This window comes from Kitasatospora sp. NPDC042419 (genome assembly GCF_056437345.1).
In genome coordinates this window covers 1-13,493 of the sequence record NZ_JBWKAW010000051.1, presented here as the reverse complement: position 1 = coordinate 13,493, position 13,493 = coordinate 1, and the positions used below count along the sequence as shown (strand labels likewise).

Annotated in this window: 12 protein-coding genes and 3 pseudogenes; 8 read left to right on the top strand and 7 right to left on the bottom strand. The window is 73.0% G+C overall.

Annotated features, from left to right (window positions below; genetic code table 11):
- Window positions 1-822 precede the first annotated feature (822 nt).
- The 6 genes from cas2 to AC067J_RS41915 all read right to left on the bottom strand — a co-directional run bounded on the left by cas2 (window position 823) and on the right by AC067J_RS41915 (window position 7,049).
- Window positions 823-1,086 carry a CRISPR-associated endonuclease Cas2 gene (cas2, locus tag AC067J_RS41940; protein ID WP_478308094.1) on the bottom strand — a complete coding sequence of 88 codons (264 nt, stop codon included), beginning with the start codon at window positions 1,084-1,086 and terminating at the stop codon, window positions 823-825.
- Window positions 1,087-1,092: 6 nt separating this feature from the next.
- On the bottom strand, window positions 1,093-2,073 hold the full coding sequence (gene cas1b / locus AC067J_RS41935; RefSeq protein WP_478308093.1) for a type I-B CRISPR-associated endonuclease Cas1b: 981 nt from the start codon (window positions 2,071-2,073) through the stop codon (window positions 1,093-1,095).
- On the bottom strand, window positions 2,073-2,594 hold the full coding sequence (locus AC067J_RS41930; protein ID WP_478308092.1) for a CRISPR-associated protein Cas4: 522 nt from the start codon (window positions 2,592-2,594) through the stop codon (window positions 2,073-2,075). Before AC067J_RS41930 ends, cas1b begins: the two co-directional genes overlap by 1 nt.
- Window positions 2,591-2,962, bottom strand: coding sequence for a hypothetical protein (locus AC067J_RS41925; protein WP_478308091.1), 372 nt, complete (start codon window positions 2,960-2,962; stop codon window positions 2,591-2,593). Before AC067J_RS41925 ends, AC067J_RS41930 begins: the two co-directional genes overlap by 4 nt.
- Window positions 2,963-3,484: 522 nt before the next feature.
- On the bottom strand, window positions 3,485-4,186 hold the full coding sequence (locus AC067J_RS41920) for a response regulator (protein WP_478308090.1): 702 nt from the start codon (window positions 4,184-4,186) through the stop codon (window positions 3,485-3,487).
- Window positions 4,187-4,328: 142 nt separating this feature from the next.
- Window positions 4,329-7,049, bottom strand: coding sequence for a bifunctional acetate--CoA ligase family protein/GNAT family N-acetyltransferase (locus tag AC067J_RS41915; protein WP_478308089.1), 2,721 nt, complete (start codon window positions 7,047-7,049; stop codon window positions 4,329-4,331).
- Between the two features lie 255 nt (window positions 7,050-7,304).
- Between AC067J_RS41915 and AC067J_RS41910 the strand changes: the two genes are divergently transcribed.
- Entirely contained in the window at window positions 7,305-8,048 is a 744-nt protein-coding gene (locus tag AC067J_RS41910; protein WP_478308088.1) for a pyridoxamine 5'-phosphate oxidase family protein, read from the top strand.
- A 103-nt stretch (window positions 8,049-8,151) separates the two neighbouring features.
- A pseudogene (locus tag AC067J_RS41905) lies at window positions 8,152-8,811 on the top strand (glycoside hydrolase family 65 protein); the annotation flags it as partial.
- A gap of 42 nt (window positions 8,812-8,853) precedes the next feature.
- Here the strand turns inward: AC067J_RS41905 and AC067J_RS41900 are convergent.
- A complete protein-coding gene (locus AC067J_RS41900; RefSeq protein ID WP_478308116.1) occupies window positions 8,854-9,474 on the bottom strand; it encodes an Rv1733c family protein in 621 nt (206 codons plus the stop codon).
- Window positions 9,475-9,768: 294 nt separating this feature from the next.
- On the opposite strand from AC067J_RS41900, the pseudogene AC067J_RS41895 reads away from it, so the two are divergent.
- The 6 genes and pseudogenes from AC067J_RS41895 to AC067J_RS41870 all read left to right on the top strand — a co-directional run.
- Window positions 9,769-9,954: pseudogene (locus AC067J_RS41895) on the top strand (DUF1918 domain-containing protein); the annotation flags it as partial.
- Window positions 9,955-10,011: 57 nt separating this feature from the next.
- On the top strand, window positions 10,012-11,364 hold the full coding sequence (locus AC067J_RS41890; RefSeq protein ID WP_478308087.1) for a nicotinate phosphoribosyltransferase: 1,353 nt from the start codon (window positions 10,012-10,014) through the stop codon (window positions 11,362-11,364).
- A 12-nt stretch (window positions 11,365-11,376) separates the two neighbouring features.
- A complete protein-coding gene (locus AC067J_RS41885; RefSeq protein WP_478308086.1) occupies window positions 11,377-12,030 on the top strand; it encodes a flavodoxin domain-containing protein in 654 nt (217 codons plus the stop codon).
- Window positions 12,027-12,311 (top strand): dsRBD fold-containing protein, encoded by a 285-nt coding sequence (locus AC067J_RS41880; RefSeq protein WP_478308085.1) that lies wholly within the window; start codon window positions 12,027-12,029, stop codon window positions 12,309-12,311. Before AC067J_RS41885 ends, AC067J_RS41880 begins: the two co-directional genes overlap by 4 nt.
- Before the next feature lie 325 nt (window positions 12,312-12,636).
- The gene (locus AC067J_RS41875; protein WP_478308084.1) at window positions 12,637-13,164 is read left to right on the top strand and encodes a flavodoxin family protein; all 528 of its coding nucleotides are present in this window, start codon (window positions 12,637-12,639) and stop codon (window positions 13,162-13,164) included.
- Window positions 13,165-13,219: 55 nt separating this feature from the next.
- Window positions 13,220-13,345: pseudogene (locus AC067J_RS41870) on the top strand (DUF5655 domain-containing protein); the annotation flags it as partial.
- Window positions 13,346-13,493 lie beyond the last annotated feature (148 nt).

Sequence of the window (13,493 nt, the reverse complement as noted above, 5' to 3'; positions counted from 1 at the left end):
ATCGACGGAGAGTCGCCTTGGTCGCGCCGTCACCGCGTGGTAAAGGTCGCCATGAGCACCAGCCTTCAAGGGGTTGATCACGACCTATCTCCGTGACCCCGCCGACGCCCTTGCTCTGGAGTTACAAGCCCTCCAGGGCTGATCACAACCCTCGCCGGGAACACCCCGGTCCCATGCCTGATGGTGTTGCTAGCCCTCCAGGACTGATCACGACGGTCGCAGACGGCCAGATCCGCATGGAGGCCAAGCTGTTGCAAACCCTCCAGGGCTGATCACGGCCCCGGACCGGCTCGACGCCCTTGTCTGGACCCTGACGTTGCAAGCCCTCCAGAGCTGATTACGACGCTCCACCAGGCCGCCGCCCACCACATCGCCCCCATGTTGCAAGCCCTCCAGGGCTGATCACTACCGGCGGACGGCGGCCCCGGTGCCGGCGAGGGTCGCGGTTGCAAGCCCTCCAGGGCTGATCACTACTGGCCGCATGCCAGGCCATCCCGGCCCAGCCCGCCGGTTGCAAGCCCTCCAGGGCTGATCACTACCACGCAGACCGCCGGCACCCTCGGCTACATCCACGCGTTGCAAGCCCTCCAGGGCTGATCACTACCGCGCTCCGGCCGGGGATGTCCTGCAGACTGCTGCCGTTGCAAGCCCTCCAGGGCTGATCACTACGTGGTGTCCACGGTCCTCTCCTCAGGTGGTGCGGCGTTGCAAGCCCTCCAGGGCTGATCACTACCCGAGGGTAAAGCCCCTGGTAGGAGTGGGTGGCGGTGCGGTGGTGGATCTTTGTGGTGCGGCGTTCGGCTGGTGGTGCACTGGTGCTGGTCAGAGGATGTCGCCCGGGCCGCCGAGGGTGGCTCCGATGGTGGTGGTTTCGATCATGTCCGGGGAGCGGGTGGTGTAGGTGACGATGCTGTCGTAGGTGGGGTCGATCACGTTGTTGAGGGTACTGGTGAGGGCGCGGTACTGGGCTGCGGTGAGTTCTCCTTGGAAGACGCTGCGTTGGGTCCAGTGGAGGTATTTGCGGCAGGTCTTGAGGACTTTCGGGTTGCGTTCGGCGGCGGTGTCGTAGACGAGGATGACGAACACGGGCGGTCACCACCAGGGCCTGAAGGGCTTGTAGGGGGTGTTCTCCAGGCAGAGGCGGACGAGTTTGAGGGCTTCGAGGTGGATGAGTTCCTCGTAGCTGACCTGCCGTTTGAGGTTGCGGTGGTAGACGGTAGTCGCGAGTTCGTCGCGGACGAGGGCAGCGATCTTCTTGCGGCCGTCGGTACTGAGGGAGGCTCGGCCGACCTCCGTCTCGAAGTCGCTGGGCTTGAGGTGTTTCTGGCTGGCTGCGCGTCGTAGGAGGCGTTCGGCGAAGAGGGGTTTGAAGGGTTCGGCGAGGTCGAGGGCGAGGGTGTTGCGGCGGCGGTCGGTGTCGGCGTGGAGGAAGCCGATGGCGGGGTGGAGGGGGGTGGCGCGCAGGGCGGTGAGGACGCGGGCGTAGACGAGGGCGTTGAGGTAGCTGATGAAGGCGTTGCCGGCGTTGGTGGGGGGTCGGCGGGTGCGTCCGTTGAGGCGGAGCCAGGTGGGCAGGCGGGTGTCGAGGACGGCCCAGGCGGTGCGGCGGAAGTTGCCTTCCTGACCCATGAGGGTGTCGGTGTCGTGGCAGTCGGGGAGGTTGGTGCGCAGGGTTTCGAGGGCGGGGTCGAGGAGGTCGGTGTCGAGGGCCCAGCGCAGGTTCTCGGCGGTGGCGAGGAGGAGTGCGCGGGCGATGGGAAGGCGTTGGTGGGGGTCGGCGGTGATCTCGACCTGCCGGCGGACCACTGTGGCGGAGGACATGGCTTCGGCGGGTGCGAAGTGTCCGGCGTGGTTGCCGTAGTGGTCGAGGACGTGGACGGTGACGCCGTGGCGGCTGAGGAGGGACATCGCAGCGGTGTTGAGGTCGACGTGGTCGAAGGTGACGAGGTCGCGGATGTCGGTGATGGGGATGCGGACGGGGCTGCCGTCGGGGCGTTCGATGCGGATGCTGTTGTCTTCGCGGCGGATGCGGCAGGGTTCGGTGAGCCAGTAGGTGCGGCCGGCGGCGGGCATCAGGTTCCCCAGCAGTAGTCGAGGTAGGAGCAGCCGCGGCAGGCGGCACGGGTGTGACGGTCGGGGGGTGCGGCCAGGGCGATGACGGCGCGGGCTTCGTCCTCGGCGGTCTCGGCTTCGTCTCGCGCTTGGTCGTTCCAGGGGACGTCGGTGGTGCGGCGGATGAGGGGGTAGTGGACGATGCCGCCGCGGACGTTGACGCCTCGGCGCTCCAGGAGGAGGCAGTAGTGGCGGACCTGGGCGTCGTGGGCGGGTGAGGGCGTGCGGGAGGACTTGGTTTCGTGGACGACGGCGCCGGTGGTGACCCAGTCGATGCGGGCTTCGCCGAGGTCGACGTCGCGGCGGCGGGCGAAGGTGGTCTCGTTGACGACCTCGCCGAAGGCGACGAGGTCGCTGCCGGCTTCGGGCCGGTAGCCGCGCATGTAGAGCCAGAGTTGGCGTGGGCAGTGGCGCAGGTACTTGATGTGGACTCCGCCGAGGCCGTGGTCGTCGTCGACGGGGTTGGTGGGGATGGGTTTCACAGGATGGTCTCCGGCTCGGCGGGTGGGCGAAGGCCGAGGACGGGGTCGTACTGGCCGTCGATGAGGTGGATGCCGAGGGCGCGGTCGAAGGTGGCGTTGTATAGCTTCAACTGGCCGTAGCGCAGGGGGATGAGCAAGCCGGCGGCGAGGAGGGGGTCGGCGTTCTTGCCGACGGCGAGGCGGCGGTATTCGTCCTTGTCGTCGCGGTGGAGGACTTCGACGGTGTCGAAGCGTTCACCGAGGGTCTTGGCGTGTTCGGTCCGGTCGTGAAAGGGGTCGGTGAAGGTGAGGAACTCGCTGGTGAAGCCGTCGCGGGCCTGCCGGGCCCGCCTCGCCCAGTCGTGACCCCAGTCGGTGTTGTAGGCCAAGGCGAGGAGGCGGTCGATGTCGTGTTCGCTGAGGGGCCCGTACGCCGTGGACGGTGGCGGCCAGCAGGACGTGTTGCAGGGCGAGTCCGGTGCACAGCCAGTCCGCGGGCTGGTCGCGCTCGGTGGTGAGCACCGCGGTGCGCGGCTCGTGCTCGAAGGTGGCGGGCGGTCGGTGCTCGGCGGGGCGGAGGGAGGAGAAGTCCCGCATCGGCTCGGGCGGGATGCGTTCGGGTGGCGGGGAGGGGTTCGTGCCCTGCGGATTCCGCGGCGTCTGCACCAGGTGACGGACGAGGAGGACAATCGCCAGGACGACCAGTCCCCACAGCAGCAGCATAGAAGAAGGCCGTCAGGCCGAAGCCCCAGCCGTTCATGCCGTGATCGTTCCAGTACGTCATCATGGGCTCCTCGGCCGGGCGGGTGGGGCTGCGCCTCACCTCCACCGTGCTTCCGGGGCCCCGGCCCGTGCATGGGCCGAGCGGTCCGGCCCGGTGGGCCGGGCGGGCCCGGTGCGGCCGCGTCCGCTCAGTGGGGCCGGTCGGGCCGGTGCTCGGGGTCCGCGTGGGCCGCGAGCACGGCGGCCTGGAGCCGTCGCTCCACCCCCAGCTTGGCCAGCACGCGCGAGACGTGGTTCTTGACCGTCTTCTCGGCGAGGTAGAGCTCTTGGCCGATCTCCCGATTGGTCCTTCCCTCGCCGACCAGGACGAGGATCTCCCGCTCGCGCGGGCTCAGCCGGGCGAGCGCGGCCTCGGTCGGGCTCTCGTCGTGGTGGCGGAGGCTCTCCATCAGCTTGCGGGTGGTAGCCGGGTCGAGCATGGACTGCCCGGAGGCGACCGTCCGCACCGCACCGACCAGGTCGGCGCCCTTGACCTGCTTCAGCACGTACCCGGCCGCGCCCGCCATGATCGCGTCGAGCAGCGCGTCGTCGTCGTCGAACGAGGTCAGCATCAGGCAGACGAGCCCCGGCACGAGGTCGCGCAGGTCCCGGCAGACGGTGACGCCGTCGCCGTCCGGCAGCCGCACGTCCAGGACCGCGACGTCCGGCCGCAGTGCCGGGACGCGGGCCAGGGCCTGCGCACAGGTTCCGGCCTCACCCACGACCTCCATGTCGGGCTCAGCCCCGAGCAGGTCGCTCACCCCTCGCCGGACCACCTCGTGGTCGTCCAGCAGGAACACCCGCACGGGCGCCGCGGACTCGACGGGCCGGGCGGGCTCGGTCGCGTTCATCGCCGTCTCCCCAGGGGTTGGCGTCATCACGCAACGATTCTGCGTGCTGCACGGCCGCACCGCACGAGAGGGCGGGACCAGCCCGAGGGCCCGGCGCGACCGGCCCGACGGTGCGCGGGTCCTCGGTGACCAGCTCTCCGCCTCACCCCTCCTGTGCGGCGGCCGGTCGGCGCAGTCGTCGTAGGTAGGGGTCGAACGACGGGCGGGGTTCCAGTCTGACGCGGGCGTCGACGCAGACGGCGCCGTCGGGCCGGGCGATCAGGGGGTTGAGGTCCGCCTCGACGAGCTGGGGAAGGTCGGCGGCGAGCCGGGAGACCCTGGCGAGGACGTCACGGACCGCCGCCAGGTCGACCGGGGGCTCGCCCGGGCGGCCCGACAGCAGGGGCGCGCCACGGAGTTCGGTGACCATGGTGGTGAGGTCGTGCTCGGTGAGCGGCGCGAGGCGGGCGGCCCGGTCGGCGAGGACGTCGGCGGCGGTGCCGCCCATGCCGAGCACGACGAGCGGGCCGAAGACGCGGTCCTGGACGACGCCGACGAGAAGCTCGACACCCGGCGCGGCCATCGGCTGCACCACCGCACCGCTCAACCGACCGCCGAACTGCTCGCCGAACCGACGGAAGGCGGTCCTGGCGTCGGTGTCCGTGGCGAGCCCGGTGCGCACGGCGCCGGCGGCACTCTTGTGGACCTGGCCGGGCCAATAGGCCTTCAATGCGACCTCCCCCCTGTGCCCGAGCCCGCGCAGGCCTTCGGCGGCGGCCGCGGCGGTGCCCTCGTCCGGTGCCCACACCGAGGTGATCAGCGGCAGGCCGTAGCAGTCCAGGAGGTCGGCCGTGGCCACGGGGTCGAGCCAACCGCCGTCCGGGTGGGCCGCGAGGTAGGCCCCGACCATGGACCTGGCGGCATCCGGGTCGCAGCCGGGCACGTCGGCCTCGGCGGCGAACGGCTCGGCCAGCCAACGGGCCCGGTCGCGGGCGTGCGCCAGCGCCCGGGCGGCGGCCACCGTGTCGGAGTACGCGGGCAGCAGGCCGCCGTCGGCGCACGTCAGGTAGCGAACGGGTACCTGCTGGTCTAGCAGCACCGCGACAACCGGGACCCCGTGCCGGGCCGGGCCGTCGAGGAGGGCCCGCACGGGGTCGCGGTCACCGGTCGTGGCGAGCGCGGTGGGCACGAGGCAGACCAGCAGCGCGTCGACGGCCCTGTCCCGTTCCAACGCCTTCAGGCAACGTGCCATCTCGGCGGGCCCCACGGCCGCCGTCGTGTCGACCGGGTTGCGCGCCGAGGCTCCGTCCGGAAGGGACTCCACGAGGCCCGGTGCGAGTTCGGGCAGCACGAGGCCCGCGTCGGTGCAGGCGTCGGCGGCCAGGATGCCGACACCGCCGGCGTTGGAGACCACCGCCACGGCTCCGCGTGGCGCGGGGAGCGGTTGGGCGTGCAGCAGCGCCGCCGTCCCGACGAGTTCGTCGATGCTGCGGGCCGCGGTGATCCCGGCCTGCCGGAACAGCGCCTCCCTCGTGACGGTCGGGGTGGCGGCCGCCGCCGTGTGCGAGGCCGCGCCGCGGCGGCCGGCCGGCGAGCGTCCGGCGTCGACGGTGAGGACGGGCAGCTTCCGGGTGACGCGGCGGGCCGTACGCGCGAAGGCCCTCGGGCTGCCGAAGGACTCCAGGTGCAGCAGCGCCAGGTCGGTGCGGCCGTCCTCCTCCCACCACTGGAGCAGGTCGTTGCCGCTGACGTCGTACTTGTCACCGAGCGAGACGAACCCGGAGACGCCGATGCCGAGCCAGGCCAGCCGCTTCAGCAGCGCGATGCCGACACCGCCGGACTGGACGGCCACACCGGCGGTGCCGGGCAGGGGGAACGCGCCGCCGAACTCCGCGTCCAACCGCACGGCGGGGTCGGTCTGCGCGATGCCCAGGCTGTTGGGGCCGACCATCCGCATGCTGTACCGGCGGCAGGCACGCATCAGCCGTCCGGCATCGTCCGGCCCGAGGCCGGAGGTGAGCACCACCAGCGCCCGGACGCCGGCCCGGCCGCACTCCTCGGCGACACCGGCCACCGCAGCCGCCGGCAGGGCCAGCACCGCGAGGTCCGGAACGGCCGGAAGGGAGCTCACCGACGGGAACGCGGGCTCCCCCGCGACCTCCCCGGCGGACGGGTTGACCGCCCACACAGGCCCGGCGAAGCCGCCCTGGCGGATCTTCCGCAGCACGGTCTGCCCGACCGACCCCGGTCGGCGCGAGGCGCCCACGACGGCGACCGCGGCCGGTCGCAGCAGCGGGCCGAGGCTGGCGACGTCCGCGTGGCGGCCGCGCTCGTCCACCGCTTCCCGGTAGTGCTCGTCGTTCTCGTCCAGCGGTACCCGCACCCGGATCTCCCCCTGTTCGAGACGACGGTGAACCGGCAGCCCGAGATCCGCGAAGACCCGGTGGACGGCCCTGTTGCCGGCGAGCGTGTCGGCCTCGAAGACGCGGACGCCCAGGGCGCGCGCAGCGTGGACCAGGTGCTCCAGCAGCAGGGTCGCGACTCCCCTGTGCTGCCACTCGTCGGCCACCGCCAGCGCCAACTCGGCGGTGGCCGGGTCATCGAGGACCTCGCAGTCGGCCTCGCCGACCAGTTCGTCCCCCGACCAGGCGCCGAGCCCGAGCAGCCCCGGTCGGTCCTGGCCGCACAGCCGTTCCGCGGCCAGCTCCGGGGCCCGCCGACTGGCGCCGAAGAAGCGCAGCCGTCGGCTCTCGGCCGACATCCGGTTGGCGTGCAGGTCGAGCACGGCCGCCCGGTCGGACGACCCGATCGGGCGGATCTCGACCGTCGTGCCGTCGGCGATCAGTGCCTCGGCGCTCGGCAGCGGGTACGGGAGGGCGGGCATGGCGTGTCTCCTCTGCGGCCTCGGCCCCGGCGGTCAGGACTCCTCCAGCTTCCGCACGGCCGTTCCCGCCGGGAAAGGGCCGACCGGCCCGCCATCCGGCCCGGATCGCCCGGGGCCGACCCGGCGCCCGGTGGGGCCCAGCGGCCCTCTCCGCCCGACGGCCCGGGCGCGCATCCTGGAGGAAGACCGGCCAGCCGTCCGGCGTCGATGGCCGTGCCAGGACGGTCCGGGTGATGAAAGGGGCAAACCGTGTTCATGGCAGTCACGGGCGGGGAGCCGAGTAGGGCCCGTCCGTTCCGATCCCACGAGGCCGAGGACGCCCCGGCCGGCCCCGGCGACACCGGGCGCCGGATCGCCCTGCGCCGTCGGCAACTCGGCCTCAGCCGCGCGGAGGCGGCCGCAAGAGCCGGTATGGCGGAGGAGTACCTGGAGTACCTGGAGTCGTCGCCGGTCGCCGTCGAGGCCGGGTCCCTGCTGAGACTGGCCCACGCGCTCGAAACGACCTCCTCGGAGTTGCTCGGCGGCGGACTCGACGTGCCACCCGGTCGGGCCGCTGCCGCCGCACGCCCGGTCCTGACCGACCTGTCGGTCCCGGAATGCTGGGGCAGGCTCGCACCGGGCGGCGTCGGGCGGGTCGCGCTCACCACGGCCGAGGGACCGGTCGTGCTGCCGGTCAACTACCGCGTACTCGACGGCAGCCTGCTGTTCCGCACCTCCGCGAGAAGTGTCCTCGCCACCGTCCTGGGCGCACGGATCGCCTTCGAGGTCGACCGGATTGACGACGCGTCGCGCACCGGCTGGAGCGTCCTGGCCGTGGGCCGGGCCACCGCGTTCGACGAGCCGGAGGCCATCGAACACCTCGTCCGGCGCGGCGGCCCGGACCCGTGGGCGGGCGGGCCGCGCGACGTGTGGGTACGGCTCAATCCGACGTCCGTCACCGGCCGGGCCGTCCACACGCCGGAGGAACCGGAGGAGGCAGTCCCGGACGGCGGCCGGTGAGCGGCCCGGCGGCGCTCTGCGCAGACTGGAGGGAATCCGACAGGACGGAGGCCCCCACGTGGAACCGGACGCCGTCCCCGCCCTCCCGGCAGCCGACACGGTGATGCCCGACCCCTGGACCCTGCGCTACGAGGGCTTCTCCCCCGACCAGGTGGGCCTGCGGGAGGTGCTCTGCGCGATCGGCAACGGCTACGTCGTCAGCCGCGGGGCCGCACCCGAGTCGACGGCCGACGGAGTCCACTACCCGGGCACCTACCTGGCCGGCTGCTACGACAGCGCGTCCTCGACGGTCGCGGGCCGGGTGGTCACCAACGAGGACCTGATCAACACCCCGAACTGGCTGCCCCTGACCTTCCGTCCGGCCGGCGGCTCCTGGTTCACCGGCCCGCCCGCCGCGCAGACCCTGGAGCTGGACCTGCGGCGTGGACTGCTGACCCGGCACGCCCTCGTCGGCGACACCGAGGGGCTCCGGACACAGCTGGTGCAGCGGCGCCTCACCAGCCAGGCGCAGCCGCACCTGCTCGCCCTGGAGACCACGCTCACCCCGGAGAACTGGTCCCGCCCGCTGGAGGTCCGCTCCGCCTTGGACGGCACCGTGACCAACACCGGGGTCGCCCGTTACCGCGGCCTGACCGCACGCCACCTGGTGCCCGCCGGCCAGGGTTCGGGGCAGGACGGGTCGCTCTGGCTGGAGGTCGCGGCCGCCGGCTCCCCGCTGCGCATCGCGCTCGCTGCTCGCACCACCCTCCGCCGGGAAGGCGTACCCGTCACCCCGGACCGCCGCGGCGACGCAGGGCGGCCTGCCTCACCGGCGCCCCGACCAGAGCGGCTCGACCCGCTCCCACTCCGACTCCCAGCGCAGCTCCGCACGGACCTCCAGCACACGACGGCGGAGCACATACCCGCCGACCGCCACCACGGAGATACCGGTCACGGAGCCGAGGCCGACGCCCACGGCGTCGGCGGTGATCGCCTGCGGGCTCTTCGCCGGAGCGACGGGTCGGCCGTGGTCGTCCACCAGGATCGGCACGGCCGTTCCGGGGCCGGTGCCGACCGGCACCGCGATCGGGCCGCTGCCCGGGCCCGTCAGCGGGTGGCTCCAGGTCGCCGGGGCGTGTGCCCGGGCGCCCCCGGTCCCGGCGCCGTCGTCCAGTGCCGGGCCGACGGTCGTGGCCGTGACACCGTGCCGGTGCTGTTCCACCTGCTGCGCCGTCCGGCTCTCCCGCTGGAACACCAGGATCGCGATCGTGGCAGCCACCGCCGACGCACCGACGAGCGCCAGCGCCAGCACGACGGCCAGGCGGCTGAACTCCCTGTCCACGCGACGGCACAGGGGATTCGGATCCCGCCCCACGGCGCGACGGAGATGGCGCCTCAGGGTGGTTCGCGCGGCCGGGCGCGCAGTGGTGGTGGATGACGCCGACATGGCCCGCCTCCTCGTCACCTCGATCGGTCCGGCCGGACCGTGCGACCAGTCTTTCCGGACCCCGCCGCCCGGCCGAGGGCCGGAAGGTCCACCGTCCCGACCTGCGGCGGCCGTGGGCAGGGGGCTTCACGGGCAGCGTTCCGGGGCCGACCGGCCCTACCCGTCCACGCGGAACGTGGTGCCATGGGAGTAGGACACGGATACGGGGCCGGCAGTGGCCCTCACCCGCGCGGCCGGGTACCGGGCGGGCTCGGCGAACACACGTCGTGGGGGGCAGGTCGTAGGGAGCACGAAATGAAGGCGTCAGTGGGAGACCGGATCATCATCGAGGGCACCCGTCCGGGGGTGGCACGACGTGACGGCGAGATCGTGGGACTGCACCACCCGGACGGAACTCCGCCCTATGACGTGCGCTGGTCGGACACCGGCAGGACCACCGAGTACTTTCCCGGCCCCGACGCCCGCGTCCATCGCTTCGGTCCCCGGGGCGGGGAGCACAGCGCCGTCGGGACGCGGCTCCGGCCGGAGCCCTGAGCCGTGTCGACAGCTCGGATCACCGATCTGTACGAGGTGACGATGGCCCACTCCTACCTCGTCGAGGGGATGACGCAGCCCGCGACCTTCAGCCTGTTCGTCCGGCACCTGCCCCCCGGACGTGGATTCCTCGTCGCGGCCGGTCTGGAGCCGGCGCTCGACTACCTCGCCGGGCTCCGCGTCGACGAAGAGGACGTGGCCGTGTTCGCCGCCGCGCTCGGCCGACCCCGGGCGGACCTGGAACCACTGCTGGGGCTGGGCTTCAACGGCGAGGTACGGGCCGTGCCGGAAGGCCGTGTCGTCCTGCCCGACGAACCTCTGCTGGAGGTGACCGCGTCACTGCCCGAGGCACAACTGGTGGAGTCGTACCTGCTCAACCAGGTCTGCCACCAGACCACGGTGGCCTCGAAGGCGGCGCGCTGCGTGCTCGCCGCCGGCGGCCGCCCGGTGGTGGACTTCTCCCTGCGCCGTGCCCACGGCGTGCAAGCCGCCGAGCAGGCGGCGAGGCTCGGCGCCCTGGTGGGGTTCGCGGGGACGAGCAACGTGGCGGCGGCCCGCACCTACGGCCTGCGGGCGGTCGGAACGATGGCGCACTCCTACATCGAGGCCTTCGGCGACGAGAAGACGGCCTTCCGCGCCTTCGCCCGCACGAACCCGGGGCCGGCGACCTTCCTGGTCGACACGTTCGACACCGGGAACGGGGTCAGGGCCGCGGCCCGGGTCCTGCGGGAGCTCGGGCTCCAGGAGAACTGCTCGGTACGACTGGACAGCGGGGACCTCGGAGCCCTGGCCGTCGAGACGAGGCGGATCCTCGACACTGCCGGGCTGCCGCTGGTGGGCGTCACAGCGAGCGGCGGTCTGGACGAGTACGGCATCGACCGCCTGGTCCGCGCCGGAGCGCCGATCGACGTGTTCGCCGTCGGCACGATCGTCGGAGTGTCCGCGGACGCGCCCTGTCTGGACGCGGCCTACAAGCTGGTCGCGTACGCCGGGCAGCCGATGATGAAGCTGTCCGCTGGGAAGACCACCGCCCCGGGCGCGAAACAGGTGTTCCGCGGGCCCGGGTGCGCGGACACGATCGCGCTGCGGGACGAACCGGCGCCGCCCGGTTCGGCACCGTTGTTGGAGACGGTGATGTCGGAAGGGGAACGGACAGGCCCGCGCCCCGCTCTCGCCCGGGCCCGGGCCGCGTTCGAACGTGACGTGGCCGAGCTCCCAGCCGCAGCACGCAGGATCGATCGCCCGCGGCCGCCGGTCGCAGGCGTCTCCGAACGCCTTCGCCGATACGGCGCAGAGGCCCGGCAGCGGCTCGGGGACCGCCTTCGCGAAGCGCCGAACGAGGCGTTCGGCCGTTGAGCGGAGACACGCATGCGGATTCTCGTCGGCTACGCCAGCCAGCACGGTTCCACCCTCGGCATCGCCGAGCGAATCGCCACCGGGCTGCGCGGCCACGGCCACCGGGTCGTCCTGGCGGCTCTGGACCGGGACGCCGGGCCGGAGGGTTTCGACGCGGCCGTGCTCGGGAGCGCCGTCCACAACGGGAAGTGGCTTCCCCCCGCCGTCGACTTCGTCGAACGGAACGCGCAGGCACTGGGCGCCCTACGCCTCTGGACGTTCAGTGTGAGCCTGGTCGGCGAACAGGGAAGCGCCTTCCGCCCCTGGGTCGCCGCGCGGCTGCGCGCGCCGCACGCCGGAAGGGGTTCCGCAGGACCGGCCGCCGTCAGGAGCGCCGTCACCCCGCGGGACCACCACGACTTCGCCGGGGCAGTGGAGCCCGACCACTGGCCGGCCCTCGGCCGCCTGGTCTTCAGACTGATGGGCGGGCGGTTCGGCGACCACCGGGACTGGGACGACGTCGACCACTGGACCGAATCCGTCGCCCGGGAACTGGCGACCGGCCCGCTCGCCGGTTCCGGGCCCCGGTCGGACGATGGAGGAACCGGACACCCCCGCCCGGTCGGGCGCCGCGCCCCATCGGACCTGCCCGACGGACGGCCCCCGAACGGACGGAACTGGACATGACCGAGAGCACCGCACCCCGGCCGGCACGAACCAAGCGGTGGAACCTCCGCCTGGACCTCTTCGAGGAGGGGGACGTCACGAAGGTGCATGCCGTCCTCGACACCGGCGACAACACGCTGGAGAGCCGCACCACGGCTCACCGCAATCCCGATGACGACCCGGTGCCGGAGATCGGCGACGAGTACGCCGCCGGACGGGCCCTGCTGGACCTCGGGAATCAGCTCCTCCGCGCCGGCCGGAGCGACTCGCTTGCGAACGACGACACACCACCCCGTTCCTGACCGGGGCGACCACCGCTGCGGCCCCGCCGCGGTGCCGGAGCAGAACGGGCTCGCGGACGCGCTTCGGCCGTGCCGGGCCTGTCTCACGGAGAACCCGGACGGCCGGGGCCTCCGCCCGCAACGGAGCCCCCGGCATCCTCGTCGATGCGGCCGCCGGCCGGCGCCCGGCACCGCGCCGCGCGGGACCCGCCGTCCGGTGTGGCCCTCGTCCTCCACCGCCGACGCACATCGGGCGGCCGCCGTCCTGTCGGCGGCACGGTCAGGGCCGAACGACCCACACCTCCAGAGGGCATGGCGGAGGACGATGGAAGCAGAGGCGAGAGCGATGCACACAGTGATCGTGTACGAGAGCATGTACGGCAACACGCGTGAGATCGCCGAGGCGATCGCCGCAGGCGTCCACGAAGTCGCCCCGGACGCGGCGGTCGACTGCATCCCGGTGGCAGAGGCCGACGCCGACATGACGCGGACCGCCGATCTCCTGGTGGTCGGCGGCCCGACGCACATGCACGGCATGTCCTCCGGGCTCAGCCGCAGGATGGCCGCCACGGCCGAGGCGAAGAAGGAGGGCCACGAGGACGCCGCCCGGGAGGCCGCTTCGACGGCCGAGGGCCCCGGTCTTCGCACGTGGTTCCACGACCTCCCGAAAACCGAGCCCGGCACTCCTGCGGCGGCCTTCGACACACGCGCCGACATGCGGATGAGCGGCGGCGCGGCGGACGGCATAGCGCAACGGCTCTCCCGCCACCACTACGACGTGGTGGCGGAACCCGAGGGGTTCATCGTGGAGGACGCCGACGGCCCCCTGCGAGCGGGCGAACTCGACCGCGCCTGGGGCGCCGGCCTGGTCTGACCGGTCTCCGGCCGACCCTGCTCGTGGCGGCTCGACGAGTCTGCGACGGAGGCTTCTGGAGGAGGGCTTCACGCGGGATGATCACGGCATCGGCCACCTGGGAACGGGTGACCTGGAGGTGCGGATCGCCTCCTCGGCGGACGTGGAGCAGGCGGTGCCGTTGATCCGGCAGGCGGTCGAGGACTCCCGACGGACGGAGCGGGGGGGGGGGGGGGGGGGGGGGCACCCCCCCCCCCCCCCCCGCGGCCGGGGGGGGGGGGGGGGGGGGTTAGTTAAAAGTGCGGGGCGGGGGGGGGGGCCGGGTGGGGGGGGGGGGGGCCCCCCCCCGC

Bases quoted from the DNA above. Each gene is read 5' to 3' on its own strand.
- cas1b (WP_478308093.1), bottom strand. From the start codon at position 2,073: ATGCCCGCCGCCGGCCGCACCTACTGGCTCACCGAACCCTGCCGCATC.
- AC067J_RS41920 (WP_478308090.1), bottom strand. From the start codon at position 4,186: ATGAACGCGACCGAGCCCGCCCGGCCCGTCGAGTCCGCGGCGCCCGTG.
- AC067J_RS41915 (WP_478308089.1), bottom strand. From the start codon at position 7,049: ATGCCCGCCCTCCCGTACCCGCTGCCGAGCGCCGAGGCACTGATCGCC.
- AC067J_RS41910 (WP_478308088.1), top strand. From the start codon at position 7,305: ATGGCAGTCACGGGCGGGGAGCCGAGTAGGGCCCGTCCGTTCCGATCC.
- AC067J_RS41900 (WP_478308116.1), bottom strand. From the start codon at position 9,474: ATGTCGGCGTCATCCACCACCACTGCGCGCCCGGCCGCGCGAACCACC.
- AC067J_RS41885 (WP_478308086.1), top strand. From the start codon at position 11,377: ATGCGGATTCTCGTCGGCTACGCCAGCCAGCACGGTTCCACCCTCGGC.
- AC067J_RS41880 (WP_478308085.1), top strand. From the start codon at position 12,027: ATGACCGAGAGCACCGCACCCCGGCCGGCACGAACCAAGCGGTGGAAC.
- AC067J_RS41875 (WP_478308084.1), top strand. From the start codon at position 12,637: ATGCACACAGTGATCGTGTACGAGAGCATGTACGGCAACACGCGTGAG.